Below are 26,767 nucleotides of genomic sequence, written 5' to 3' on the forward strand. Positions count from 1 at the left end.
AAAGTTAAAGGTTTTGTCTGCCCGGCAAACAGGTTATGATCGCGCCGAAGCAGACCTTTTATGGCCTAATGATACCAGAAGCACGCATGAGAGAGGAATGAAACATGGATTATGACGACGAAGTTTACGGTTCCATGAGAATTGAGGAGCCAGTTCTGCTGGATTTGCTGGCTTCGGCCACGCTAACCCGGCTGAAAGGGGTACTGCAACATGGGGTTAGCGGCCTCATTGGCGTGACTAAGCCGGTGACGCGCTTCGAGCATTCGGTAGGGGCCATGCTGCTGGTGCGCCGCCTGGGGGGATCGCTGGAAGAGCAAATCGCCGCTCTGCTGCACGACGCCAGTCATACCGCCTTTAGCCATGTCATAGATTATGTCTTCGACGGCCACGACAGCCAAAGCTACCACGATGAACGGAAAGAAGAATTCCTGGCGCAAACCGACACGCCGGACATTCTGGCCTGGCATGGTTATGATTGGCGCGATTTTTTGCACGAGGAGAACTTTCCGCTGTTAGAACAGCCCTCGCCGCGGCTGTGCGCCGACCGGCTGGATTATTTTTTGCGCGATGCGCGGGGGTTAGGGCTGGCAACGGCCGTCCACATCCAAACCGCGCTCGACCACCTGGCCAGGGTAGGCGGCCGTATTGCCGCCACCAGCCTGACCGCCGCCCAATGGCTCGGCTACACCTTCATTGCCGCCGACGACGCCAGTTGGGCCAACTTCCGCGAAGTGGGGTTGTATGAGCTGACCGCCCAGGCCATTCGGCGCGGGTTGCACATCGGCGCTATCAGCGAAGCCGACATCTGGGGGACTGATGTCCCGTTTTGGGCCAAACTCCACGCCCACCCGGACGCCGGGCTGCAAGCTACGCTGCGCCTGGTTCACCCAGACACCAGCTTTGCCTGGGATGAAGCGAATCCCACCTTTTGCGTCAGCACCAAGCTGCGGGCGAGTGACCCGGATGTGTGGTTGGATAACGGCCGTCTCGTCCCCCTGTCTGTGCTGGACCCCGATTTTGCCCGCCACCGGGCGACCTATCTGCACAGCAAACAAGGCAAATGGCCGATGCGCGTTATCCCGCCGGCCACATAGGCGCCGGCCCAAACGATTGTGATTATAAACTGTTTCAGTTAGCATATTGCCTTTTCTTCGCCAATTCATTACAATAAGTTCATTATCCCAACCAGACAAGGCAAAACCATGAGCGGGACGTTGAACGGCACGTTAGACGAAATTGACCGGGCGCTGCTGACCTATTTGCAGGAAGATGCGCGTATCAGCAATGCGGAATTGGCGCGGCGCGTGGACCTTTCGCCCCCTGGCCTGCAAAAGCGCATTCGCAAATTGGAAGAAGCAGGCGTCATTGACAGGTACGTGACCCTGGTGAACCACGAAGCGGTGGGCTACGATATGATGTGCATTGTGCAGGTGACGTTGGCGCGCCACGACCCCACAGCCGTCGCTGCCTTTCGCCGCGCCATCCAGAACATGCCCGAAGTATTAGAAGGCTACCACCTCACCGGCGAATCCGATTACCTGCTCAAAGTCATTGTGCGCAACCGCAAACACCTGGAGCAGTTTATCCTGGAAACCCTGACCCCCATTCCCGGCATGGACAAAATCCACACCAGCCTCGTCCTCAGCGAGATCAAAACGACAACGGCCGTGCCCCTGTAGAAGTATGAATTGTGAATTGTGAAGTAAGCGACAATTCGCAATTGACAATTGACAATTATGATTCTTCCCGCTCCCACCCACTCCCTCGTCCTGGCCGATTGGACCCACACCATGAGCCGCTCCGTGCTGCGGCAGATGATTGCCGTCACCTCGCGGCCGGGCATTTTGTCTTTTGCCGGCGGGCTGCCCGATCCGGCGCTGTTCCCAACGGCCGATTACGCCGCGGCGCTGCAAAGCGTGTTGGCCGCCGACCCCAAGGCGCTGCAATACGGCCCACCGCTCGCCTCCCTGAAAGCCCACATCGTTGGCCTGATGGCCGAACGCGGCGTAACCTGCACACCAGAGCAGGTCTTTCTGACCACCGGCGCGCAGCAAGGGCTGGACATCCTCACCCGACTGTTTCTGAACCCTGGCGGCGAGGTGCTGCTGGAACAGATAGTCTATCCCGGCATTCAGCAGACCATCGCCCCCTACCGTCCGCACATTTTGCCCATCGCCACCAACCTGGAAACGGGCCTGGACGTGGACGCAGTGGCGGGTTATCTGGCGGAGGGCGCGCGCCCGGCCTTTTTGTATGTCATCCCCGACGCCCACAACCCTCTGGGCGTCAGCGTCAGCCCGCAAAAGCGGCAGCGGTTGGTGGAATTGGCCCGCGCCTACGGCCTGCCCATCGTTGAAGATGATCCGTATGGCTTCTTGCATTACGATGCCCACAGCGAACCGCCGCTGCGCGCTTTAGATGACGAATGGGTCTTTTACCTCGGCTCGTTTTCCAAGATTTTGGCCCCGGCCTTGCGCCTGGGTTGGATGATTGCCCCGGAAGCGTTGATAGCCAAGCTGACCGTCATCAAAGAGGCGGGCGATTTGGAATCGTCGGCGCTGACACAGCGGGCGGTGGCCGCCTATCTGGACGCCGGGCTGCTGCCGGCCCACCTGGAGATGCTGCGGGGTGAATACGGCCGTCGCCGCGACGCCATGCTGCAAGCCCTCTACCGCCATTTCCCGGCCGAAGCTCAGTGGACGGTCCCATCGGGCGGGATGTTTGTTTGGGTGGAACTGGCGGCCGGGATGGATACGACGGCGCTGCTGGAAACGGCCGTCACCCAATCGCAGGTCGCCTTCATCCCCGGCGCAGCCTTCACCATACCCGGCCACACTGCGCCCAACTGTCTGCGCCTCAACTTCTCCAACTGCACCCCAGACCTCATCGAAGAAGGCATCGCCCGCCTGGCGAACATCATTCAGCAAGCAAGCGAGTAGCGAACAGCGGGTGGTGATTTTTGCGCACTGCCCGAAATTCGCCGCCTTTATTCCCCGTTTACAAGCGATGGCGCACGTTCTAACTCTGCGTCTCTGCGCCTCTGCGTCAAATTTATTTCAGGAGAATGAGTTATGTCAGAAGATTTCATGCCGATTAAAGGAATGGACCATGTGGAGTTTTACGTGGGCAATGCCCGGCAGGCGGCGCATTTTTACCGCACCGGCTTTGGCTTTGTCCACACCGCCTACAGCGGCCTGGAAACGGGCAACCGCGAAACGGCCTCTTACGTGATGGAGCAGGGGGCCATCCGCCTGGTACTCACCGCCGCGCTGGGTCCAGACCACGCCATCGCCCGCCACGCCCATCTGCACGGCGACGGGGTGGGAATCATCGCCATGAGCGTGCCCGACGCCGCCGCCGCCTACCGCGAGACGACAAAACGGGGGGCGACGGGGGCAATCCCGCCAACGGCCGTTGAAGATGAGTTTGGCGTCTATCGCTACAGCGCCATCCGCGCCTACGGTGAGACGCTCATCAAATTTGTGGATCGCAGCGACTATCATGGCCCATTTGCACCAGGCTACGCGGCGCGCAGTGGTCTGGCCTTAGCAGAAAATGGCAAGGGCAAGTTTAGCCACAAGGGGATCGGTCTGGCGCATATTGACCACATTGTGGGCAACGTGGAATTGGGGGCAATGAACCGCTGGGTGGCCTTTTTTGCCAACACCATGGGCTTCTCGCAGCTTGTTCACTTCGATGACGCGGATATTTCCACCGAATATTCAGCGCTGATGTCTAAAGTGATGCAAGACGGCACGGGCAAAGTGAAATTTCCCATCAATGAACCGGCCGAGGGCAAGAAGAAGTCGCAGATTCAGGAGTATCTGGATTATTACTATGGGCCGGGCGTGCAGCATTTGGCGTTGTCTACCGGGGATATTCTAACGGCCGTGTCCCAACTGCGTGACAATGGCATCGAATTCCTGCGCGTGCCCGGCGTCTATTACGAAGAGCTGGAAAGCCGCGTCGGTCGCATCAACGAACCGATTGACAAACTGGCCGAATTGGGTGTATTGGTGGACCGGGATGAGGAAGGCTACCTGCTGCAAATCTTCACCAAACCGGTCGAGGACCGCCCCACCATCTTTTACGAGATCATCGAACGGCACGGCAGCCGCGGCTTCGGCAAAGGCAACTTCAAAGCCCTCTTCGAGTCCATCGAACGCGAACAAGCCCTGCGCGGCAATTTATAGAAGAATGGGACGCGGATGAACGCAGATGCAGCGGATGGGCGCGGATTTTTTAATGAAGGGAGCTGCTCGTTAACAGATCGTTGAGGAAGTAAAATTGGACGCAAATTTTCATTGATGCGCAGCGAATATTGATTTATGACAACTTATCAGCGAAAATCCACCGCATCCGCGTTTGTCTGCGCCCAATGAAAGCCACACAGGGCAACTCCTAAACTACCTCAAAGCTACACAAATTGAAGTGGGATTGTTGTTAAACTTTGGCCCAGATCCTCAGTTCAAGCGCAAAGCCTTTTCCAACGAACACAAAACCTACGTCGCAAAAAATCCGCGATAATCCGCTGTACCCGCGTTCATCCGCGTCTAATTCTGGAGGAAAACGAACATGACTTTTTATTACCGAATGGGGGAGATCCCGCATAAGCGGCATACGCAGTTTCGGCAGGCGGACGGCCGTCTATACCATGAAGAAGTGATGGGCATTCATGGTTTTGCCGGGATACAGTCTATTTTGTACCACCTGCACCCGCCAACGGCCGTAGCCCGCATCCCAGAAGCCCTTCCCGCCCACATCACCTATGAAGAGGGTGGCCCGCTGCGGCCACGCCATCTGCGCGCCGCGCCGGTGGCCGAAGGGGGGAATGCGGTAGACGGCCGTATCCCCCTGATGGGCAACAGCGACGTGGTTCTGTACGTCGGCCGACCGACCGAAGCCATGCCCTATTGGTACAAATTCGCCCATGGCGACGACGTGATTTTTGTCCACGATGGGACCGGGCTGCTGGAAAGCCAGTTCGGCGGGCTGCGCTACCGACCCGGCGATTATCTGGTCATCCCTACCGGCGTCCTGTGGCGGCTAGTTCCCGACGAAGGCGTATCTCAGCGCATGTTGTTCATCGAATCCTACGGTCATGTCACCCCGCCCAAACGTTACATCAACAACTACGGCCAATTCCTGGAAAACTCGCCCTACTGCGAGCGCGACATCCGCACACCAGAGACGCTTATCACTCACGACGAACAGGGCGAATTTGAAGTGCGCGTCAAGGCGCGGGGCAGCATCAACCGTTTCATCTACAACCACCACCCGCTGGACGTGGTGGGCTGGGACGGCCACCTGTGGCCCTTCGCCTTCAATATCGAAGATTTCGAGCCGATTACCGGCCGCGTCCACCAGCCACCGCCGGTCCACCAGACCTTCGATGGGCCGGGCTTTGTGGTTTGCTCCTTTGTGCCGCGTATGTTCGATTACCATCCGCTGGCGATTCCCGCACCCTACAACCATTCCAACGTGGATTCCGACGAGGTGTTGTATTACGTGGAAGGGGACTTTATGTCACGCAAGGGCATCGAACGCGCCTCGCTGACCATTCATCCCAACGGCATTCCGCATGGACCACACCCCGGCACGTATGAAGGCTCCATCGGCAAGGAGCGCACGGAAGAGCTGGCGGTGATGGTGGACACCTTCCGACCGCTGCGGCTGACAACGGCCGTCAGCCATATGGAAGACGAAGGCTACGCTTATAGCTGGCTGCCCGGTAAGCACGGTTAAACAGCATCAGTAAATCTCAATTTGAAATCCAGCCGTAGGGGCGGGACAACATTTTTGCCAATCACCAATGCCTGGCCTCCCGCCCGTCTCGCCTCTCTTTGGGTCCCATTGGGCGAGACGGCGCGGGAAAATGCCGTTCGCTGCGGCTGCTACCTGTCCGCGCCGTCCCGCCCCTACTAGCACACCAGGGCAAATTGAGAATTACTGAGACAGCAAGGGTGGCCGGCAGCAAGCAGCGGGTGTGGACCGGCTGCCCGCCGTTTGCCACCGGGCAAATGCCACTTTCGCATTGAAGAGCGCTCTCAGGTTTGGTATGCTTATGGTAGCTGATAAGGTGGCATCTTATGCGAAATATACTGAGTCTGATTGTAACAATCTTGCTTTTTGCCCTGGTGGGCGTGGTTATTATTGGTGTGGTGATTGCCTGGGCGTTGGGGTTGGGCTGGCTTCTCAGTCTGATTGTGCCGTTCAGTTGGTTCGAGGCGACCCTGTTGTCGTTGATTGTTTCGATTGTGGTGGGGTATATAGCCATGCGCGTTCTGCTCTCTACGCCCCCCTTCCCAACCGCCAACGACTATACGCCGTCTAGCACTTTCGTGGTAGACGAAACCATCCCCCTGGAACGCTTTGCCGAAAGCGAAGAAGGGATGAGCGACGAAGCGTGGTTCCGCTTTGAGATAGCTAACCACATTTACGAAGACCTGCTGGACATGGACCACGACCTGCCGATGGGCGCGGCGCAGCAAAAAGAGTTAGCCATCCGCCTGACCGATATTGCCGTCGCTGTTTTGAAAGGGCGTAAACCGAGTCGGCGCAATCGGCAGGTGCGCATAACGGTGGCGCAAATGCGCAAGGAATTAGAAGCAATAGGGCAGCAGCCGTATGACACAGATATCCTGGAAACGGCCGTTGCCACCGTCAATACCCGCTTATCCTACGACGAAGACATGGCCGACGTGGTGCTAAACAACACCTGGGCCTCACTGGATTAACGCGATGATTATCATTCCAACCAATCTCAACAATCAGGAGCGGTATAAACTGGTCATCGGCTCCATTGTGCCGCGCCCCATCGCCTGGGTCAGCACAATGGACGCGGCCGGTAATTTGAACCTGGCGCCGTTTAGCTATTTTACGGCCGTAGCCACCGACCCCATGACCCTGCTCTTTTGCCCCGGCTGGTCATCTGTTCGCAATAAAATGAAAGACACACTAGACAATATCCGCCAGGTACCGGAGTTTGTCATCAACATTCCCGACGAGACCACCAAAGAAGCGATGAACCTGACGGCCACCGAGTTTCCACACGGTGTTAACGAGTTTGAATGGGCCGGAGTGACGCCAACAGCCAGCCAGACCATCCGCGTGCCGCGGGTGGCCGAAGCGCCTATCGCCTTTGAATGTACATTGCAGCAAATTGTGGTGATCAAAGAAGGGCCTGGCGGCGGCGCGGCCGTTTTTGGCGAAGTACAGGCCATGTATGTGCGCGACGAGGTAATGGAAAACGGCCGTATCCTGCCCGCCAAACTCCAACCCATCGGCCGTCTGGCCGGTAACACCTACGCCCACATCAACGACCTGTTCGAGATGCGCCGCATGCCGCCACCGGCAGAGGAATGAGGAACGAGGGACGCTCCTGGTAGCCGTAAGCCGTAAGCCGTATTCCGTACTGATAACTGGTGACTGAATACTGAATACTGATTAGCGCTACTCGTTCTGCGATGGCATTCCGGCCAGAAGCATCACCAAATCGTCGGCATCGAACAGGTAACTTTCGCCGCAGAAATGGCAGTTGACTACCGCTTCCCCTTCGCTGGCTAACAGATCCTCCAACCCGGCCCGGCCCAGGTTGATGAGCGCCTGCTCCGAACGCTCCTGGCTGCAATTACACTGGTAGAGTAACGGCCGTTTCTCCAACACCTCATAGGCCATGCCCGTAAAAATCAGGGCCAGCAAATCTTCCGGCTTCTCCCCCTCGTACAGCAGCTTTTCGATAGGCGGCAGGGCGCGCACCCGATCAATCAACTGTTGGATGCTTTTTTCCTCGTAAGGCGGCAGCGCCTGAAGCAAAAAGCCAGACGACGCGATAATCTGGCCCGTCTCGTCCGTGAGCGCCCCAATTTCCACCGCCGACAACACTTGCTCCGACTGATTGAGGAAAAAGGTGAGGTCGGCGTCCACCGTGCCGGTTTGCAAAGGCACCACGCTTTCCACCGGCTCCTTCAACTTTAAGTCGCGCACCACGGTCAGGAAACCAATATCGCCCACCGCGCCGCCGACGTTGTGCTGCCCGTTGACCACCGGTAAGTTTAGCTGCGGATTGCCCACGTAGCCGCGTATACGGCCGTAAGCGTCCGACTCCACCAACAATTTTTCCAGCGGCCCGTCCCCTTCCAGCTTAATGGCAACTCGCTGCCCAATCTTGAGCAATGCGCCCATCAGCGCGCCGCCGGTCAGTCCGCGCGCCAGGGCAGCGGCGGCCGTCGGCGCTGCCTCGTGCCGCCGCGCCGCTTCATTCGCCAGATGGGTTGTCACACAGGCCAGGCCGCGCACCCCGGTTTCTCTGGCAATGACACGAATTAAGTAATCTTCCACAATGGACCTCGTTTGGTATTCGGTGTTCAGTCAGCTCGCAATTTTAACAAAGGGAAGGCACAACTCCTACATTTCTCGCTGGGCTTAGCATTTCTCAAATTAACAAGGGAGACATCATGAGTAGGCTGCACCCACCACCACGAATGAAAGCCCTGGGAGCGCAGGCGTCTCGCCTGCCTGAGCGGACGGGACGTCCGCGCTCTCATTTTCAAGGGAGACATCATGAGTGGGCTGCACCCACCACCACGAATGAAAACCCTGGGAGCACAGGCGCCTCGCCTGCCTGGGCGGACGGGACGTCCGCGCTCCCATTTTCAAGGGAGACATCATGAGTGGGCTGCACCCACCACCACGAATGAAAACCCTGGGAGCGCAGGCGTCTCGCCTGCCGGGGCGGACGGGACGTCCGCGCTCCCATTTTCAAGGGAGGTGTCATGCTGAGGTCCTCCGAAGCATCCCATTCTACTGAAAAATCCGAGGCCGTAGGATGCTTCACTTTTGTCACCTTGTCAGATGTCACCCACTCACGTCCACATCCAAAATACGGTAGGGGTACACATTCAGCACGGCCGTGTCGCCAAATTGGGTTTGGCGCGGGGTATCGGAGCGGTAGATGTGGATATGACCGTGCAGCAAATAACGGGGTTTGAACAGGCGCATCAGCGTGAGGAAAACTTTAAAGCCGGTGTGAGGCAAATCGGGGCGATCGTGGATGCCGAAAGGCGGGGAATGGGTGACGAGGATGTCCAGGTAACGGCCGTACCGACTCCGGTTCATCAGCAGACGCGGGGCCAACTGCGAAAACTGCCAGCGCATCTCCCGTTCGCTGTACATCAGCGTCGCCTGCGGCCGGTAACGCATGGAGCCTTCCAACCCGGCCAGCAGCAGCCCATCATGGCTGACAGTCTGACCGTGTATGTCCATACCGCCGGGCACATTGAAGAGAACACGGCCGTCGGCCGTATACTGCGGACCCTGGTCATGGTTGCCGCGCACATACACCAGCGGCACATCCATCGCCGAAATCAAAAAATCCAGATAGTAATATGGCAGGTCGCCGCAGCCTATCAGCAGCTCCACGTCCGGATAACACTGCCGCACCTGGCTGTGATACAGCGTTTCCAACACCCGGTCACTGACCGCCATAATTTTCATGGATCAGGCCACTCCCGGCCATGATTGATCGCCAACTTATCCAAAATCGCCTGCTCCAGATCAATGCCGGTCACACTGGCTAATTGCAGCAGGTACAGAGCCACGTCAGCCAATTCACCGGCCAATTCGGCTGGCGCTTTCACCTCTTCTTGCCACTGGAAGTGTTCCAGCACCTCCGCCGCCTCAATCGCCAGCGACGCCACCAGGTTGCGCGGCGTTTGTGGTTTTGGCGAATCAATCGCATACCACCCCTTGCCGTCCACAAAAGCGTGCATCCGTGCTTCTAACTCTTTCAGTTCCATGAAATTCCAACCAACTCGTTCTTCTCTTTCTCCAGTTCCTATTCTATGGGCAGCATTTAAAAAAGTAAAACGTAACATGCTTGCCAGCATGTTACGTTTTACCGCTTACTAACCTGTGGCGTAGGCGATTTGGGAAATCGCCCTACACGCCAATTAATGTTTCGCCATGTGCTGGATCAGGTCCAGGCATTTGCAGGAATAGCCCCATTCATTGTCGTACCAGGCCACAACCTTCACGAAGGTGGGAGTCAGGGCAATGCCGGCCCCGGCGTCGAAGATAGAGGTGCGCGGGTCGCCCAGGAAGTCGGTGGAAACAACAGCGTCTTCCGTGTAGCCCAAGATACCGGCCATTTCACCTTCAGAAGCCGCTTTCATAGCCGCTTTAATTTCATCGTAGGAGGCTGGTTTAGCTAGATTCACTGTCAGATCAACCACCGAGACGTTGGGGGTGGGGACGCGGAAGGACATGCCCGTCAGTTTGCCGTTCAGGGCAGGGATGACCTTGCCCACAGCTTTGGCCGCGCCGGTGGAGGAGGGGATGATGTTTTGCGCCGCGCCGCGCCCACCGCGCCAATCTTTGGCCGAGGGACCGTCTACCGTTTTCTGGGTGGCGGTGGTGGCGTGGACGGTAGTCATCAGGCCATCGGTGATGCCAAAATTGTCGTGCAGCACTTTGGCGATGGGAGCCAGGCAGTTGGTGGTGCAAGAAGCGTTGGACACGATAGCCTGGCCGGCGTAGGTTTCATGGTTCACACCCATCACAAACATCGGCGTCGCGTCTTTGGACGGGGCAGACATGACCACGCGCTTGGCGCCGGCTTCGATGTGGGCCAGGGTTTTTTCTTCGGTCAGGAACAGGCCGGTGGCTTCTAAGACGTATTCAGCGCCAACTTCGTCCCACTTCAAATTCTTCGGGTCTTTTTCGGCGGTGACGCGAATGGTTTTGCCATTGACAACCAGGTTGCCATCTTTCACTGCCACCGTGCCGTCGAACTGACCGTGCGTGGAATCGTATTTCAGCATGTAGGCAATGTAGTCCACGTCAATCAGGTCGTTGATACCGACAACTTCTACGCCGTCCACTTCAACGGTGCGACGGAAGAATAAACGGCCGATGCGGCCAAACCCATTAATACCAATTTTAATCGTCATAGGAGGTCTCCTTTTGGTTTAGTTGCGAGCAAAATCTCGCTAATTGTAACGCCAACACGAAGGTAACAAAACGTCATATGTCATGTGTTTAACATGACGGATCACGCATTAGCTTAACAAATTCACGACAGCGCGCGCCAATTTTTGGCTGTCGTGGCGCCACGGCCGTTTCTCATCTACCAGATCGGCCGTTATCATGCGCACGGCGGTCGGGGCTGCCGGCTCCACGTACATTGTCTGCCCACCCCCCGTTTGTGGTGGAACCGTCAGGTTATCATTTGCCAGGACAATATCCAGAAAGTTGGTGGGAAGGTGCTGTAGAATCGCTGCGACGTGATCGGCAACAGTGTAATTATCCGTCTCCCCCGGCTGAATGGCAAGGTTACAAATGTAAATCTTAGGTGCGCGGGCGTGTTGCAGGGCTGTAGCCAGATCCGGGATGAGCAAATTGGGCAAAATACTGGTGTACAGGCTGCCTGGCCCCATCACAATCAGGTCAGCCTGTAAGATGGCTTTGAGTACCGGCGGGTAAGCGTGTACCCGGTCTGGTTCCAGGCACAGGTGTTGGATGTGGCCGCCAGCCTCCGGTATAGCCGATTCGCCTACAACACGCCGCACCCGTCCATCCACCAGTACGTCGGCGACCAGGGTGATGGGTTCCAGGGTGGAGGGCAAAACGCGCCCGCGCAAACCCAGCACCCGCTCCGCGGCCAACAGCGCTTCGTCAAAGCTGCCGGTGATGCCGGTGAGGGCGGCCAGGAGCAAGTTGCCAAATGCGTGACCCTGGAGTTCGGAACGGCCGTTCCCCGCCCCATTTTCGCTCATCTGGCCTGCCACCGACCCACCGAAGCGATATTGCAGCACCTGGGTCATCAACGTCTCGTCGCGGGACAAGGCGGCGATGTTGTTGCGAAAGTCGCCTGGCGGCAGCAGGCCCAAATCGCGCCGCAGCCGGCCGCTGCTGCCGCCATCGTCGGCTACGGTGACAACGGCCGTAATGTTCCGCGTATACTCCCGCAGCCCGCGCAGCAGCGTCGGCATCCCCGTGCCGCCGCCAATCGCCACAATATGCGGCCCGCGCCCCTGCCGGCTGAAGTGGTACAAAGACTCCGCCACGCCTTCATCTGCCCGGCGAAATGGGGCGATCAGCGTGTGCCCCAGACGATACACCGCCAACAGCATGATCGCGCCGCCCACGGCAAACGGCAGCACAATACGCCAGGCAACCGGCAAAAATTGTAGGGTCAAGATGTCGTACACAATTTGCGGCAGCCAATTCAGGCGATGCAGCACCAAAATCGTATAAACCGACCCCATACCAGCAATCAAACCGCCCAGGCCCAACAGCAGCAGCCAACGCTTCACACCGATGCCCGGTATCACCCAGCGGGAATTGGGCATTCGTTTACCTAATTGAAAAAACTTCTTGCGCATCACTTTTATCCCTTGCCGCCCAAAACACCAACGTTTCGATTTTACCACATGTAGAGACGTTGCAATGCACGTCTCTACATGTCAGCAATTCTCAATTTGCCTGGGTGTGCTAGTAGGGGCGGGACGGCGCGGACGGGTAACAGCCGCAGCGGACGCCATTTTCCCGCGCCGTCTCGCCCAATGGGACCCAAAGAGGGGCGAGACAGGTGGGAGGCAAGGCATTGGTGATTGGCAAACATGTTGTCCCGCCCCTACGGCTGGATTGCAAATTGAGAATTGCTGTCTACATGTAGGCAGTCGCCGTCTGGCAACCCCTCATCGCCTGTGTTATGATTTGGCATTGGCGATTGAGTTTCCTGAAAAACACAAAGACGCGGAGGGATTCCTGCTCTGGAAACTGTGCGCCCGTGTACCTCTGCGTTACCTTTTTTCGGCAGACTCACAATTGACCATTAACAATTGGGAGCGTTTATGAGAACCGTTTTTTGGAATGACAACAACGATACCGTCAACCTGATTGACCAGCGTAAGCTGCCCTGGGAATTCGAGGTGGCCACATACGACGATTACCATGCCGTCGCCAGCGCCATCACCGAGATGGTGGTGCGCGGTGCGCCGGCCATTGGCGCCACGGCCGCCTTCGGCATGGCCCTGGCGGCGCGGCAAAGCCAGGCCACCGACCGGCTGGCTCTGCTGCGTGACCTGGAGGAAGCGGCGAAGGTGCTGAATGCGGCGCGGCCAACGGCCGTTAATCTCTCCTGGGCCGTCGCCCGCCTGCTGCGGGCCGCCAGCGAAGAACTGACCAGCGCCGACAACGTGCGCGACCACCTGCTGGCAGTCGCCCAACAAATCGCCGACGACGACGTGGCCCTGAACAAACGCATGGCCGCCTACGGCGCAGAGTTAATCAGCGATGGCGACACCATCCTCCACCACTGCAACACCGGCGCGCTGGCGGCCGTAGATTGGGGTACGGCGCTGGGCGTTATCTTCACTGCCCACGAGCAGGGCAAACAGATCCACGTCCTGGTGGACGAGACCCGCCCCCGGCTGCAAGGCGCGCGCCTGACCGCCTGGGAACTGCACCAGCGCGGCATCCCCTTCGACCTGATCGCCGACAACGCCGCCGGGCACTTCATGCGCACCGGCCAGGTGAACATTGTCCTGGTCGGCTCGGACCGCACGGCGGCCAACGGCGATGTGGCGAACAAAATCGGCACCTATAAGCTGGCAGTGGTCGCCAAAGAGAACGGCGTGCCGTTCTACCCGGTGGTCCCCACCAGCACCATTGATCTGAACCTGGCCCATGGCGATTTGATCCCGATTGAAGAGCGGGACGCGGAGGAGGTGTTGACGGTGTTCGGCCACGCCATCGCCCCGACCAATTATTCGGCGCGTAATCCCGCCTTCGACGTGACGCCCCATCGCTATGTGACCGGCATTGTCACCGAGGCGGGCATCGTCTATCCGCCGTTTGTGAAGAATTTACGGCTGGCGGTGGAACAAGAGCAAAACAAAAAAGGAGAGTAAAGTTGGCCGATTTCGCCAAATGAAATCGGCCAACTTTTTACAAAGCATGGAAGACATTCCAGTCATCATCGTCTGCGGCGGGGAGGGCACACGGATGCGCGGCTCGACCAGCCGCAAGAAGGAACTTGTGGAAGTGGGCGGACGGCCGATTTTGTGGCACGTCATGCGTATATTTTCCGCCCACAACCTGAACCGTTTTGTCCTGGCGTTGGGGCATGGGCAGGACCAGATTCGCCGCTATTTCATGGAGTACGAATCCATGACGCGAGACATGACGCTGCACCTGGGCAAACCCGACCTGAGCCACCCGGAGGTGGAGTTTTACGGCCGTCCTGCGCACCCCACCTGGGAAATCTCACTGGTAGATACCGGCCTGCGCACGGAAAAAGCCAGCCGTATTGGCGGGGTCGCCAGTTACATCCGCGCCGACCGCTTTTTTGTAGCCTACGGCGACGATGTGAGCGACGTGAACCTGACCAACCTGATCCAGTTTCACAAAACACATGGCAAGATGGCGACGATAACGGCCGTGCAAACCACCCTGCAATATGGCGTCGTCGAAGCCACCGATGAGGGTCTTGTCACCGGCTTCCGCGAACGGCCGCAGCTTCCCTACTGGATCAACGGCGGCTTCATGCTCTTCGAGCGCAAAGTGCTGGACCTCATCGGCGACGGCGACGGCGTGAACCTGGAAACGCAAATCCTGCCCCGTCTAGCCGAACAAGGCCAACTGATGATCTACCGCCACACCGGCTTCTGGCAGTCCATGAACACCATGAAAGACACCATGCTCCTGGAAGAAATCTGGCAAAAAAACCCGCCCTGGAAGGTGTGGGAAGATTGACGGAGTGTTCAGTGTTCAGTGTTCAGTATGGCACACTGGATACTGAACACTGAACACTGAACACTGACTACTGAACACGGGACTCTCAACATGAGCGACTTCTGGCAAGACAAACATGTCTTTATCACCGGCTGTTCCGGTCTGATGGGGTCCTGGCTGACGGCCGAATTAGCCGCCCAGGGGGCGCGCGTCGTTGGGCTGATTCGCAATCACACCAACGAGACGCAGCTCAACCGCAGCGGCATCATCAACCAGATTGATGTGGTGCAGGGCAACGTGTGCGATTACGAGTTGATGGAACGGACGCTGGCCGATTATGAGATAGACACAGTATTCCATCTGGCGGCGCAAACCCAGGTGGGCACAGCCAACCGCGTGCCCATGCCCACGTTCGAGACCAACATCAAAGGTACGTGGGTGATGTTGGAGGCGGCCCGGCGCAATCCCAGCATCCAACGCATTGTGGTCGCCAGCAGCGACAAGGCGTATGGAACCCATACCAGCCTGCCCTATCGCGAAGACACCCCACTACAAGGCCAACACCCCTACGACGTCTCTAAAAGCTGCGCCGACCTTATTGCCCGGACGTATGCCCACACCTACGGCCTCCCGGTAACAGTAACCCGCTGCGCCAACCTGTATGGCGGCGGTGACCTGAATTGGAACCGCATCGTGCCTGGGACCATTCGCAGTGTCTTGCGAGGGGAACAGCCCATCATCCGCTCCGACGGCACCATGCGCCGCGACTACATCTTCATCAAAGATGTGGTGAGCGGCTGCTTGCAGGTGGCTGAAGCGATGCACCGGCCAGAAGTGCAGGGGCGGGCATTTAATTTGGGTATTGACAACCCAGTTTCGGTTTTGGAGATGGTGCAGACGATTATACGGTTGGCGGGTAACACGGCCGTGCAGCCCATTATTCTGGATGAGGTGCAGCATGAGATTCAGAACCAATACCTGTGTTCGGAAAAAGCGCGGCAGGTGTTGGGTTGGCAGCCCGTCTACAGCCTGGAAACAGGCCTGACAGAGACAATAACCTGGTATCGCCAGTTTTTGCAATAAGAGGGTATGCACCACGGAGACACGGAGGGCACTGAGTTTAGACCTGTAAATATTCCGTGCTCCTTCGGTTTCACTCAGGACAAGCCTCCGTGGTGCAATTCCAGCGAGACTCTACGGTCACAAATTCTTTTGCAATGCGCGTTTTAGTCACCGGGGCGACCGGATTCATCGGCCGTTTGCTTGTGCCGCAGTTGGTGGCGCGAAAGGACACGGCCGTTACCCTACTCCTTCTGGAAAACCAAAGCGGCGCACCCCTGCCGCCGCCACTCAACCAGCTTCGCCCCCAATTTCACGTGGTCTACGCCGATTTGCGCAACTTCCAGCTCACCTTACGCGCCGTGCAAGAGGCCCAGCCCGACAACGTGATCCATCTGGCCGCCGCCGGGACGACCAACCCCTTTTTGCCGGTAGAGCAAGCCCTGCGCCACAACGTGACCGGCGCGCTGAATCTAATCCGCGCCTGTTTTGAAAAAACGGCCGTCACCCACCAACTCATCATGGCCCGCACGCCGGGCGAACGCAGCGCCATGAACACCTACGCCGCCAGCAAGGCGGCCGCCTGGCAGTTCGCCCGCATGTACGGCCGTACCCAGGGCTGGCCCATTCATGGCGGCATGGTCTTCCAGGCCTATGGCCCCGGCCAGCCGGAGCGCGCCTTCGTGCCGGCCGCCTTTCGGGCGGCGCTGGCCGGCGAGGATTTTCCGATGACGGCCGGCGCGCAGCAGCGCGATTGGATTTTTGGCGCAGACGTGGCTGCCGGGTTGACGGCGATGCTGGACGCGCCTTTAGAGCCAGGAACGACGGTAGAATTAGGCACGGGGCAGGCCACTCCGTTGGCCGACGTGGCCCAATTGATTTATGACGTGGCGGGGTGTGGGGGACGGCCGCTGCCCAACGCCTTACCTTCCCGTCCCGGTGAAGAAGCCAGCCAGATTGCCAACGCGGAGCAAACGGCCGGGCAAATCCACTGGCAGGCCGCCACCTCCTTATCTCAGGGATTGCGCGCCCTCTACAGCCAAATAAAAACCGGCGCTGGGTAAATGACCAACGCCGGTTCAATTGTCACCTTGTCATCTTGCGGCAAATCCAATTTTGGTAGGGGCGGGACGGCGCGGACAGGCGGCAGCCGAGACGTTGGCCCACCTGTCGCACCCCTACGAGCAGGTTCATCATTGGAATTGCTGGTCATCTTATCAGGTACATCTGGGCAATCTGTTGGTACTTTAAGCGACGGCCTGCACAGCAATTTTGCGCGTTTTGGGGCCGCTGGAAACGGGCATGTGCAGCTGCAAGACGCCATGTTTAATGGTCGCCGTGATGCCATTCTGGTCTACCTGGTCCGATAATTTAAAGGCGCGGCGAAAATTACCGACGCCATATTCCACGTGGGCCAGGTCATAACCAGACGGCCGTTCCCATTCCACAAACCCTTGAATCGTCAACTGGTCGTTCTCCAGCACGATGTCCAGCGAATTTTCATCCACGCCGGGCAAGTCGGCCAGGAGTTGAATGCCATCGTTACGTTCGATGATGTCAATGCGCGGCACATAGGTACGCCCAGTGCGCGTCGTCTCGACGCCGACCGGTGTTTCCATTTCTTCTTTTTCTACAGCAAATTCACGTTCATCAGACATGTATGACTCTCCTTGCTTCAACATAAGCTAAAAGACGACGCGTAACGGCCGTTATACCGCCTGAACCACAATCCGGCGCGGCTTTTCCTCTTCCGCGCGGGGCAAGGCGATGGTTAACACGCCATTCTTAAATGTCGCTTCCACCTGATCCGATTCGACGCGATACGGCAGTTCAATGGTCCGGCTAAACTGCCCACAGCCTCGTTCCCGCCGATGATAACGCGCACCGTCATCCAGCGATGCCGGTTCCCGTTTGCCGCTCAGCGTCAGGGTTTTGTTAACGATGGCAATGTCCAGGTCAGATGGCTCCACGCCGGGAATTTCGGCCGTTACCAACAGCCCATCGGCATTAGACCAGACGTTCAGCGCCGGAAAAGAGGGCACAATCCGACCGGTCAGGCCATCAGACACGCGGTCCAACTGTTGGCGCATTTTTTCCATCTCTTGCCAAATTGAATTTCTATCATGGTGTCGCAGCCACATAATCAACGACCTCCTTTTATGATTTACAGACACATTTATACTGACTTCGCCCCCGGAGGAGGCTGATAGTTTTATACTATGATTCTCACGTTAGATATGTGTTAGAGCCATGCTAAAAAAACATATAATTTTTACGGCGAAGCGACAAAGCGTGTTAGCATTAGCCGAACAAGGTATTTGCAGCAACCTGGACAGGCCAGAACCAAGAGGTTCGCCGACAAAACCGCAGAATCCGCAGTGGGAACAGGGATAACACACGCATGAATGAATCTGACATGTGGCCGTCTGAAGAATCTGAAGAAACCGCAGCGCCGGAATTATTTCTGCCGGCGCTGCCGGTTTTTGATTTCGCCGACGATGAACTGCCGGTGTATGCCGCGCCGGACATTGCCCCCGGCGCGGCTTTTGCTGACGAATCTGCGGCGAAACGGCGCAGTTGTTGGTTTGTGGGGGTAGTCGGGATCATGGTTTTGAGTTTGCTGGCTTCCAGCATTGTCAGCGCGGTTTGGCTGATTGGCGAGTGGCGCAGCAGCACGGCCGTTACCCCCACCACCAACCCCTCCCTGGCCCCCGGCCGTATCGCCTACATCAACCAAAACGGCCAGGTTGTCACCATGGACCCGGACGGCGAAAACGGCCGTCTGCTTACCAACAGCAGCAGCCGCCACCAATTCCCAGCCTGGTCGCCAGACGGCCAACACCTGGCTGTCATTGGCAGCAGTTCCATCCTCCTGTTGGCCGATGACGCGGCCACGGCGCCCATCAGCCTCTATAACAACCGGGCGCAAAACCCCTTTTACCTGTATTGGTCGCCCAACGGCCGTTTGCTCAGTTTCCTCACCAACGACCCGCAGCATGGCATTGGCCTGCGCCTGCTGCAAACCGACGAACCACAACAAGACCGCCTGCTGGCGACTGGCAGCCCCTTCTATTGGAATTGGACGGCCGACAGCAGCCAGATGCTCATCCACACCGGTTTCACCGGCGACGAAGCCCGGCTGGCCCTGCTAAATACAGACAGCTTCGACAACGCCCAAGAGATTGCCGCGCCAGGCTTTTTCCAGGCGCCAGGCATTTCGGCCAACGGCCGTTACTGGGCCTATGCCGAAGACCGGGGCGACGGCACAAGCTGGCTAGTGGTGACAGACCAACAAAGCGGCGACCGCTGGTTGGAACGGCACGCCGGCATGGTTGCCCTGGGTTGGAGTCCGGTGGGCGATAAATTGGCCTTCACCAGCAGCATCCGCGAACGCAGCGCCACCTTTTGGGGGCCACTGCGCCTCTTCGACGCCGCCAGCGGCGAGACCCGTTTGCTCAGCGCGGCGACGGTGCTGGGCTTTTTCTGGTCGCCAGACGGCCGTTACCTGGCAACCATCAGCACCGGCGGCAGCAACAACGATTTTGGGACCAACGCCGCCAACGCGGGCGACGGCCGTCGCCCCATCCTCGCCAAACCCAACCCCCAGGCCGAAGCCCATCCATTCAACCTGACGGTCATCAACGTGGAGACTGGGGAAGAAAAACAACTCCTCAACTTCACCCCTTCGGCCCTATTCATCAGCCAATTCTTGCCCTTTTTTGACCAATACGCCCTCAGCCACCGCATCTGGTCGCCCAACAGCGACGCCGTGGTATTGGCCGTGTTGGAAGAAGGACGCAGCCAGATCAAAGTGGTTCCCACTGACGGCCGTTCTATCATCACGCTGGGGCGCGGCGATATGCCGTTTTGGAGCGCCGGTCAGCCGCTGCCTTAGGCAGGACAAGGAGAAGGGGAGACAAGGAGAAGAAACCCCCAGTTGATGGCCGCGCCGCGTATCATTGCAATCCTGGGCCTGTTGGGGTTGATGGGCAGTCTGCTGGTCGGCTGCACGCCAGCAGCGCCGACCACTGCCCTGCCGACGTTAATGGCGACGGCCGTTTTCCCGACGCCGACGGCCGTTTTGCCGGTTGGCGTTTTGCCGGGCACGTACACACCCGCCCCACCGCCGACGAGCGCGCCCATCGCCACCATCTGGCCGACGACCACACCACCCCCTACAGCCAAGCCTGGCGCTTCGCCAGACGCCACGCCTGGCGCTTCGCCAGACGCCACGCCCATCGTTAATCCTTTTGCCGGACTAACCATTGACGAACTGACCGCACGGCCGTATGGCGGCAGCCCGCTGCAAATTGTCGAAAGCCTGGGCGAACTGCCCGGCTTCAACCGCAGCCTCATCAGCTATGTCAGCGATGGCCTGACCGTTTATGGCTTCATGAACACCCCGCCGGGCACAGGGCCGCTGCCGGTGGTCATTGTGCTGCACGGCTACGTAGACCCGGCCGAATACCAGGTATTGGCCTACACCACGCCCTACGCCGACGCCTTCGCCAAAGCGGGGTATCTGGTCATTCACCCCAATTATCGCAGCTACCCGCCGTCAGATTCTGGTCCCAATTTGTTTCGCGTTGGCTACGCCATAGACACACTGAACCTCATCGCCGCCATCAAGCAGCAGGCGGGGCAGCCCGGCCCTCTGGCTCGGGCAGACGCCAACGCCATCTACCTGTTTGGGCACAGCATGGGCGGGGGCATCGCTTTGCGGGTGCTAACCGTCAGCCAGGACGTGCGCGCCGCCGCCTTGTACGGCTCCATGAGCGGCGACGAGCGGCGCAACTTTGCGCGAATTTGGGAATGGTCTGGTGGGGCAGACGGCCGTATCGAACTGGACACCGCCGACGAACTGGTCTGGCAAATCTCGCCCGCCAACTACCTGGAGCGCATCCAGACGCCCATCAGCCTGCATCATGGATTGGACGATGGCGTGGTCCCGTCTATCTGGTCGGACCAGTTGTGTGAAGCGCTGCGGGCGTTGGGCAAAACGGTGGAATGCCTGCATTACCCCGGCCAACTCCATAACTTCGACAGCGCCGCCCAACAACGCCTGCTGCGCAATGTCCGCGATTTTTTTGGCAGGAATTAAGGCTAGAATGGGTCAGACCGGACAGGTTTCGGCAACGATTGGACCAATCTTGGAGATTGGTCCAATCTGGGCTATGTAATTTCTAGATGATCACCAAGCAGCCAGCCAGGCGGCGGCGGCCGTCAAAATAACAAACGTCGCGCCGCCAATGTTCCGTTGTTTGGCGAGGTAAATCAGGCGCGGTGGACCAAATAAAAGGAGAAAGAGCAGGAAGGTCAAGAGAAAGAGGCCCATCCCCCCGGACGCCTGGACCAGATTGAGGACGGCTCGGATTTGCGCCGTGAGGAAGAGCAGCATGACGTTGACGAAGAGCAAGCCAAGAAACGCCTGCCAGGGGTAACGGCCGTCACCCCAACCCACCGTCGGCGTCACCGGCAAGGCCAGAAAGACGGTGTACACCAGCGACAGGCCCAGCCAGGCGCCCGGCGCAAAAGCAAACAAAGTGGCCGATTCCCCTTCACCTAAGGCCAGGGTATCCACGACCAAAATCGAGGCGAAATAACCAAACTGGAAGGCCATCACCGTCATTGTTACCAGGCCAAACAAGATGCCCAACACCATGCGCGTGGGGCGGGCCAACAACAGGCTGTCGGCCGGCCAGGCGCCAGCGTCTGGGGCCGGTTCCAGTTTGCGCAGCAAAAACACACCGGCGCACATTAGAATGTAGGCGGCCAATAGATACAGCACGTTGAGGCCAGAAGTGGTTTGTAAGCGGGTAACGGCCGTGCCCAGCACCCCCACCAGGGCCAAGACACTCAGCCCATCCACTGCCAAAGGTACCACGTCTAGCCAACGATTCTTCATTTGTTCAATCATCAGTGAAAACTTCGTCTCGTTTCAAATTGGGGTTAGGCTGGCGAATGATCATGGTCGTGCAATGTGCGCCCTTCATCACCCGCTCGGCGACACTGCCAAACATCCACATCTGCAAGCCAGAAGACCCGAGGTTTGATAACACAATCAGATCGATCTGGTTGGCGTCGGCAAAATCTACGATCTTATCAGCTACCGGCCCTACCAGAACTTCTGCCTGGGCCTGGATGCCCCTGGCCTGCAAACGCTGCCGGATTGATTCCAGGTAAGCATACATTGAGGCCAACTTTTCAGCCTCGGGCGCGCGGCCTTCCGGCTGCAAGGGGCCAGCCTCCATCACCTGGAGCAAAATGACTTCGGCTTTTAGCCCAGAAGCTATGTAAAAAGTCGGGGCCAACACCTGCTCGGCCAGGGCGGAACCATCCAGGGGGACCAAAATGCGTTTGATTTGATCGGGAATGATCTGTTGTTGGCTGCGCATGATGACGGTGGGACAGGGAGCGCGCCGCACTACTTTTTCGGCGGTTCGGCCAAACGACCAGCGGGTCAGCCCGGAACGGCCGTGCGTCGTCATGATAATCAGGTCCACGCCATTTTCTTGAACATAGCGAATGATTTCCTGGGCGGGTAGGCCGGAGCGCACGGCCGTTTCCACCTGAAGCGTCAACGGCAAAATCCGGCTGCGCATAGATTTTAAATACAGCCCGGCTTCATAAGGTTCTGTCTGCACCGCCCGCGCCACCGGGTCCTGCGGGGAATGGTTTACGGTCGGAGCCACCACCGTCAATAGAACAAGTTCCGTCCCCACCCCTTCTGCCAACCGCGCCGCCGGCAGCGCCACCCGCTCGGCCAGGTCTGAACCATCTAATGGGAGTAAAATTTTTTTTAACTTCATAAAACCTCGCAAGTACCGCTATCGTACCATCATACCAATGACCTGTTGACAAACAAAGTATGCCCTGTTAGCCTACTTCGTACAAAAGGAGGTGAGATACATGTTATTTCTGCCGCATGAAGATGGGCAGGGCATGACCGAGTATGGGATTACCATCGTCTTAGTAGCCATTATCATCGTAGCTATTTTAACCCTTCTTGGCCCGCAAATCGGCAATATGTTTAGTCGAATTACAGGAGGATTCCCAGATTAAAGCCGGTCATTCATCATTGGTATTTTTCCCCTAAATTATTTTTTTATCTTGCGCCCCTTCACGGGGCGCTGCTTTTCTGTGTTATAATCTTCGCGCTGTGGTAGCGGAGAAGCAATTATGACAATTCCCGGTCTGGAAACGATCACCTCATTTCTGACAATTGTAGCGGCCGTGATGGGCGCGCTGTTGGCGGCGCTGTGGCTCAGCCTGGTGATTTGGGCTTTTCGGGACATGCGCTCGCGGTCGCGGGACCCATTCGCCCAAATTTTGGCGGCGTTGGTGGTGGCGGCGCTGCCCTTTGTGGGCCTCATCATCTACTTTATCCTGCGCCCGCCAGAAACGCTGGCCGAAGCTTACGAACGTGCCCTGGAAGAGGAAGCGCTGCTGCAAGAAATCGAAGAACGGCCGTCTTGCCCTGGCTGCTCGCGGACCATTGACGCCAACTGGATTCTGTGTCCCTACTGCCACACGCGCCTGCGTAAAGCCTGCCCCGACTGCCACTCGCTCATGGAACTATCGTGGAACCTGTGTCCGTTTTGCGGCAACCAACATATAGACCTGTACCACGTGCCGCTGCCAACCACAGAAGCGAACCCCACCCATCTACCAGACTTTGTGGCTCCCGCAGACGAATCATCGCCCAACACCCTGGCAGATGAAAGCGATGAACCAACGGCCGTTTCCCCTGCCCTGGAAAATCAACCAGACACGTAACCTGTACAAGGAAGTTGTTTCATGCTTGCCAAACTTAGACCCAGTCTGAACTTTGGCGTGTTGTTTAAGCCGGCGCTGTATTATTTGGCACGGCCGTTACGCCTGTTCCAAACATATGACTCCGCCAACCTCCGCCCCGATCTGATCGCCGGCATTACCGTTGCCGTTATCCTGCTGCCGCAAGCCATCGCCTTCGCCGTCATCGCCGAACTGCCGCCGCAAATGGGCATTTACGCCGCCATCATGGGCGCCGTCTTTGCCGCGCTGTGGGGGTCTTCCAACCAGTCGCACACCGGCCCGGCCAATGCCATCTCGCTGCTCGTCTTTTCCTCTCTGTCCGGCGTCGTCGCCGTTGGTTCCGATGATTACATAGTAGCCGCGGGTATGGTCGCCGTGATGGCCGGCCTCTTCCAACTGTTGATGGGGCTGGCCCGATTGGGCATTCTGGTCAACTTTGTCTCTCACTCGGTCATCGTAGGCTTTGCGTCTGGGGCGGGCATCCTCATTGCCATTTTGCAGCTCAAGCCGCTGTTAGGCTTGCAGTTCACCGATCAATCTATCGTGCAGAACATCAGCATGATTGTTACCCGACTGCCGGAAATACACGGGCCAACGGCCGTTATCGGCATCGGCGCGATGATGCTGATGATCATCCTGCGCCGCATCAACCGCAAATGGCCCGGCGCGCTGATCAGCATGATCATCGCCTCCATCATCGTCTACATTTTCAGACTCGACGAATCAGGCGTCAGCGTCATTGGACAGCTTCCCCGGCAGCTTCCCCCGTTGGCCGAACTGCCCTGGCTCAACTTGCGGCTCATCACCCAATTGTCGCCCGGCGCGCTGGCAATTGGGGCCATTGGTCTGGTGGAAACGGCGGCCATCACCCGCTCAATGGCTGTGCAGACCGGCCAAAGGTTAGACAGCAACCAGGAATTTGTCGGGCAAGGCATGGCCAACACCGCAGCCGGCATCTTCTCCGGCTTTCCCGTCGCCTGCTCTTTTTCGCGCGCGGCCATCAACTTGGAATCTGGTGCGCGCAGCCCGATGTCGGCCATTTTTTCCGCAATTTTTGTCGTTATTGCCATGTTTTTTGTGGGGCCGCTGGCCGCTTACCTGCCGCGCGCCGCCCTGGCTGGCGTGTTGATTGTCACCTCTTATGGCATGATCGATCAGGCAGAAATTCGGCGCATCTGGCAAGGCGCGGCCGGCGACGCCGGCATCATGGTCATCACCCTCTTCGGCACGCTGCTCCTTTCCATTGAATTTGCCGTCTTGTTGGGCATTTTGTTTTCCTTTGCCCTCTACGTCTTGCGCACCAGCACCCCCAGAGTCCATGCCGTCATCCCCGACGCCACATTTAAGCACTTCACCTATCAACCAGACAGAGAGCCATGTCCTCAGCTCAATATCATCGAGATTTTGGGCGACTTATATTTTGGCGCAGTCAACCACGTAGAGGAGATCATTCTCCACCACCTGGACAGGCATCCCGAACAGCGTTTTCTGATGCTGCGGATGCACAGCGTCAATCACGCCGACTTCAGCGGCATCCATATGTTGGAATCGCTGGTGCGCACGTTTCGGGAGCGAGGTGGTGATGTGTTTCTGGTGCGGGTGTCGCATCCGGTGATGAAGATCATGGCTTCTACCGGATTTGACAACTATTTGGGCGCAACGAATTTCCTGGAAGATGACAACGCGATTGCCTACTTGTTCTACCACAAACTAGATCCGGCCATCTGCATTTATGAATGTCCCTGGCGCGTGTTTGCCGAATGCCAGAACCTACCCAAACGCACCGACCTGATTGGCATCCCCAAACTGCAAGAAACGCCGGAAAACACGGTAAAGACCATCACGCCGCAGTGGCTCTGGCAGGCGCTGCATGGACCAACCAGACGGCCGCTGACCATTTGGGACGTGCGCGAACCGCGTGAATTTAGCCGGGGGCACATTCCAGAGGCCCAGCTATTGCCTTTGGCCGATGTTTTGGCTGCCGGCGAGCAGGAAACGGCCGTTGCCCCCGATGCCCCCCTCATCCTTGTCTGTCGCCAGGGCCGCCGCAGCCGGCGGGCAGCCTATGCGCTGCAACAACGGGGGTTTAACAACGTGCAGGTGCTGGAAGGTGGAATGGTCGCCTGGGAAGCGGCCGGTCTGTTAGAGGCAGTTGAGCTATGAATACGACACTTTCAACCCGTAACATTGGTTTAGACCTGATTCGCGTCACAGAGACGGCCGCCCTGGCCGCCGGCCACTGGCTCGGCTCCGGTGACCACCGGGCAGCCCACCGGGCGGCCACGCGGGCGATGGCCTCGGCACTGGATACGCTGGACATGGACGGCCGTATTGTCATTGGGGAAGAACGGCAAATGAACGGCCGTTCCCTTCTCGCCAGCGGCCAAAAAGTCGGCAACGGCGACGGACCAGAAGTAGATTTGGCCGTAGACCCCATAGATGGCACCAACCTGCTCATCAAAGGCCGCCCAGGAGCCATCTCCGTCGTCGGCATCACCCCTCGTGGCACATTATGGTCGCCCGGCCCGGCCGCTTACATGGAAAAGATCATCGTAGGCCAGGAAGCCGCCAGCGCCCTGGTCCGCGAATGCCTGGATGCGCCGGCCGCCTGGACCCTGGCCCTCATTGCCCGCGTCAAAAGCAAAGCCGTGCGCGATCTCACCGTCGTCGTGTTAGACCGGCCGCGCAACGAACCCCTTATCCAAGAAGTTCGCAACACCGGCGCGCACATTTTGCTCAAAGACGAAGGCGACGCCGAAGGGGCGCTGGTCACGTTATCACCAGGCACAGGGGTAGACATTCTGATGGGTATTGGCGGCGCACAGCAAGGCGTGTTGGCCGCCTGCGCCGTCAAGGCGATGAACGGCGGCATGTTGGCCCGCCTGGCGCCCCAAACCGCAGAAGAACGTCACGAAGTGGAAGCGGCCGGCCTGGACGCCAAGAAGATTATGACGTGCAGCGAATTGGTACGCACCGACGAGATCTTTTTCGCCGCCACTGGCATTACCGACAGCGCTCTGCTGCCGGCCATGCGCTTCAGCAGCAATGTGGCCGAAACCTATTCCCTGCTCATCCGCTCAGAAACCGGGACCCGCCGCTTTATTCACGCCGAACATGGAATGCGGGTGAAACCGTGATCCCTCGCAAATTCTCCCGGAGGCTGACAAGACAGGCGGAG

Annotated in this window: 27 protein-coding genes; 18 read left to right on the plus strand and 9 right to left on the minus strand. The window is 58.1% G+C overall.

Annotated features, from left to right (window positions below; translation table 11 throughout):
* The first annotated feature begins 104 nt into the window (after positions 1-104).
* The 8 genes from IPM39_01630 (at position 105) to IPM39_01665 (ending at position 7,365) form a co-directional block, all read left to right on the plus strand.
* Positions 105-1,094: an HD domain-containing protein gene (locus tag IPM39_01630; GenBank protein ID MBK8984776.1), complete on the plus strand. Its 990-nt coding sequence runs from the start codon at positions 105-107 to the stop codon at positions 1,092-1,094.
* 108 nt (positions 1,095-1,202) lie between these two features.
* Positions 1,203-1,679, plus strand: coding sequence for an Lrp/AsnC family transcriptional regulator (locus IPM39_01635; protein ID MBK8984777.1), 477 nt, complete (start codon positions 1,203-1,205; stop codon positions 1,677-1,679).
* 57 nt (positions 1,680-1,736) lie between these two features.
* Positions 1,737-2,939 (plus strand): PLP-dependent aminotransferase family protein, encoded by a 1,203-nt coding sequence (locus IPM39_01640; protein ID MBK8984778.1) that lies wholly within the window; start codon positions 1,737-1,739, stop codon positions 2,937-2,939.
* A gap of 132 nt (positions 2,940-3,071) precedes the next feature.
* The gene (hppD, locus tag IPM39_01645) at positions 3,072-4,193 is read left to right on the plus strand and encodes a 4-hydroxyphenylpyruvate dioxygenase (protein MBK8984779.1); all 1,122 of its coding nucleotides are present in this window, start codon (positions 3,072-3,074) and stop codon (positions 4,191-4,193) included.
* A gap of 145 nt (positions 4,194-4,338) precedes the next feature.
* A complete protein-coding gene (locus IPM39_01650) occupies positions 4,339-4,527 on the plus strand; it encodes a hypothetical protein (protein ID MBK8984780.1) in 189 nt (62 codons plus the stop codon).
* A gap of 48 nt (positions 4,528-4,575) precedes the next feature.
* Positions 4,576-5,745: a homogentisate 1,2-dioxygenase gene (locus IPM39_01655; GenBank protein ID MBK8984781.1), complete on the plus strand. Its 1,170-nt coding sequence runs from the start codon at positions 4,576-4,578 to the stop codon at positions 5,743-5,745.
* Positions 5,746-6,089: 344 nt separating this feature from the next.
* Complete coding sequence (locus IPM39_01660; protein ID MBK8984782.1) at positions 6,090-6,737, plus strand: hypothetical protein; 648 nt, start codon at positions 6,090-6,092, stop codon at positions 6,735-6,737.
* A 4-nt stretch (positions 6,738-6,741) separates the two neighbouring features.
* Positions 6,742-7,365: a flavin reductase family protein gene (locus IPM39_01665; GenBank protein MBK8984783.1), complete on the plus strand. Its 624-nt coding sequence runs from the start codon at positions 6,742-6,744 to the stop codon at positions 7,363-7,365.
* Positions 7,366-7,452: 87 nt separating this feature from the next.
* Here the strand turns inward: IPM39_01665 and hslO are convergent, their stop codons facing one another.
* The 5 genes from hslO to IPM39_01690 form a co-directional block, all read right to left on the minus strand.
* Entirely contained in the window at positions 7,453-8,370 is a 918-nt protein-coding gene (gene hslO, locus IPM39_01670) for an Hsp33 family molecular chaperone HslO (protein ID MBK8984784.1), read from the minus strand.
* Between the two features lie 486 nt (positions 8,371-8,856).
* Positions 8,857-9,495, minus strand: coding sequence for a metallophosphoesterase (locus tag IPM39_01675; GenBank protein MBK8984785.1), 639 nt, complete (start codon positions 9,493-9,495; stop codon positions 8,857-8,859).
* The gene (locus IPM39_01680) at positions 9,492-9,797 is read right to left on the minus strand and encodes a nucleotide pyrophosphohydrolase (protein MBK8984786.1); all 306 of its coding nucleotides are present in this window, start codon (positions 9,795-9,797) and stop codon (positions 9,492-9,494) included. Before IPM39_01680 ends, IPM39_01675 begins: the two co-directional genes overlap by 4 nt.
* A gap of 153 nt (positions 9,798-9,950) precedes the next feature.
* Positions 9,951-10,949, minus strand: a complete 999-nt coding sequence (gap, locus tag IPM39_01685) for a type I glyceraldehyde-3-phosphate dehydrogenase (protein ID MBK8984787.1) — start codon at positions 10,947-10,949, stop codon at positions 9,951-9,953.
* Between the two features lie 108 nt (positions 10,950-11,057).
* Complete coding sequence (locus IPM39_01690) at positions 11,058-12,383, minus strand: YvcK family protein (GenBank protein ID MBK8984788.1); 1,326 nt, start codon at positions 12,381-12,383, stop codon at positions 11,058-11,060.
* A gap of 471 nt (positions 12,384-12,854) precedes the next feature.
* Here IPM39_01690 and mtnA point away from each other — a divergent pair, with 471 nt between their 5' ends.
* The 4 genes from mtnA (at position 12,855) to IPM39_01710 (ending at position 16,859) form a co-directional block, all read left to right on the plus strand.
* Positions 12,855-13,913 carry an S-methyl-5-thioribose-1-phosphate isomerase gene (gene mtnA, locus IPM39_01695; protein MBK8984789.1) on the plus strand — a complete coding sequence of 353 codons (1,059 nt, stop codon included), beginning with the start codon at positions 12,855-12,857 and terminating at the stop codon, positions 13,911-13,913.
* 19 nt (positions 13,914-13,932) lie between these two features.
* Positions 13,933-14,757 carry an NTP transferase domain-containing protein gene (locus IPM39_01700; protein MBK8984790.1) on the plus strand — a complete coding sequence of 275 codons (825 nt, stop codon included), beginning with the start codon at positions 13,933-13,935 and terminating at the stop codon, positions 14,755-14,757.
* Positions 14,758-14,847: 90 nt separating this feature from the next.
* A complete protein-coding gene (locus IPM39_01705; GenBank protein MBK8984791.1) occupies positions 14,848-15,819 on the plus strand; it encodes a GDP-mannose 4,6-dehydratase in 972 nt (323 codons plus the stop codon).
* 134 nt (positions 15,820-15,953) lie between these two features.
* Complete coding sequence (locus IPM39_01710) at positions 15,954-16,859, plus strand: NAD(P)-dependent oxidoreductase (protein MBK8984792.1); 906 nt, start codon at positions 15,954-15,956, stop codon at positions 16,857-16,859.
* Between the two features lie 183 nt (positions 16,860-17,042).
* Here IPM39_01710 and IPM39_01715 read toward each other — a convergent pair whose 3' ends face one another.
* Together IPM39_01715 and IPM39_01720 are read right to left on the minus strand one after the other, a co-directional pair.
* On the minus strand, positions 17,043-17,453 hold the full coding sequence (locus tag IPM39_01715) for an Hsp20/alpha crystallin family protein (GenBank protein MBK8984793.1): 411 nt from the start codon (positions 17,451-17,453) through the stop codon (positions 17,043-17,045).
* Positions 17,454-17,504: 51 nt separating this feature from the next.
* Entirely contained in the window at positions 17,505-17,936 is a 432-nt protein-coding gene (locus tag IPM39_01720) for an Hsp20/alpha crystallin family protein (protein MBK8984794.1), read from the minus strand.
* Positions 17,937-18,196: 260 nt separating this feature from the next.
* Between IPM39_01720 and IPM39_01725 the strand changes: the two genes are divergently transcribed.
* Together IPM39_01725 and IPM39_01730 are read left to right on the plus strand one after the other, a co-directional pair.
* A complete protein-coding gene (locus tag IPM39_01725) occupies positions 18,197-19,690 on the plus strand; it encodes a PD40 domain-containing protein (GenBank protein ID MBK8984795.1) in 1,494 nt (497 codons plus the stop codon).
* A 42-nt stretch (positions 19,691-19,732) separates the two neighbouring features.
* Positions 19,733-20,896 (plus strand): alpha/beta fold hydrolase, encoded by a 1,164-nt coding sequence (locus tag IPM39_01730; protein MBK8984796.1) that lies wholly within the window; start codon positions 19,733-19,735, stop codon positions 20,894-20,896.
* A 90-nt stretch (positions 20,897-20,986) separates the two neighbouring features.
* Here the strand turns inward: IPM39_01730 and IPM39_01735 are convergent, their stop codons facing one another.
* Positions 20,987-21,712 (minus strand): hypothetical protein, encoded by a 726-nt coding sequence (locus IPM39_01735; GenBank protein ID MBK8984797.1) that lies wholly within the window; start codon positions 21,710-21,712, stop codon positions 20,987-20,989.
* Complete coding sequence (locus IPM39_01740) at positions 21,705-22,604, minus strand: universal stress protein (protein MBK8984798.1); 900 nt, start codon at positions 22,602-22,604, stop codon at positions 21,705-21,707. Before IPM39_01740 ends, IPM39_01735 begins: the two co-directional genes overlap by 8 nt.
* A gap of 100 nt (positions 22,605-22,704) precedes the next feature.
* On the opposite strand from IPM39_01740, the gene IPM39_01745 reads away from it, so the two are divergent.
* The 4 genes from IPM39_01745 to glpX all read left to right on the plus strand — a co-directional run bounded on the left by IPM39_01745 (position 22,705) and on the right by glpX (position 26,726).
* Entirely contained in the window at positions 22,705-22,857 is a 153-nt protein-coding gene (locus IPM39_01745; protein ID MBK8984799.1) for a pilus assembly protein, read from the plus strand.
* A 117-nt stretch (positions 22,858-22,974) separates the two neighbouring features.
* Complete coding sequence (locus IPM39_01750) at positions 22,975-23,571, plus strand: zinc ribbon domain-containing protein (protein ID MBK8984800.1); 597 nt, start codon at positions 22,975-22,977, stop codon at positions 23,569-23,571.
* 21 nt (positions 23,572-23,592) lie between these two features.
* A complete protein-coding gene (locus IPM39_01755) occupies positions 23,593-25,752 on the plus strand; it encodes an STAS domain-containing protein (protein ID MBK8984801.1) in 2,160 nt (719 codons plus the stop codon).
* On the plus strand, positions 25,749-26,726 hold the full coding sequence (gene glpX / locus IPM39_01760) for a class II fructose-bisphosphatase (protein MBK8984802.1): 978 nt from the start codon (positions 25,749-25,751) through the stop codon (positions 26,724-26,726). The genes IPM39_01755 and glpX overlap by 4 nt, the downstream gene beginning before the upstream one ends.
* Positions 26,727-26,767 lie beyond the last annotated feature (41 nt).

It is taken from the genome of Candidatus Leptovillus gracilis (assembly GCA_016716065.1).
In the GTDB taxonomy this organism is placed as follows: Bacteria; Chloroflexota; Anaerolineae; order Promineifilales; family Promineifilaceae; genus Leptovillus; species Leptovillus gracilis.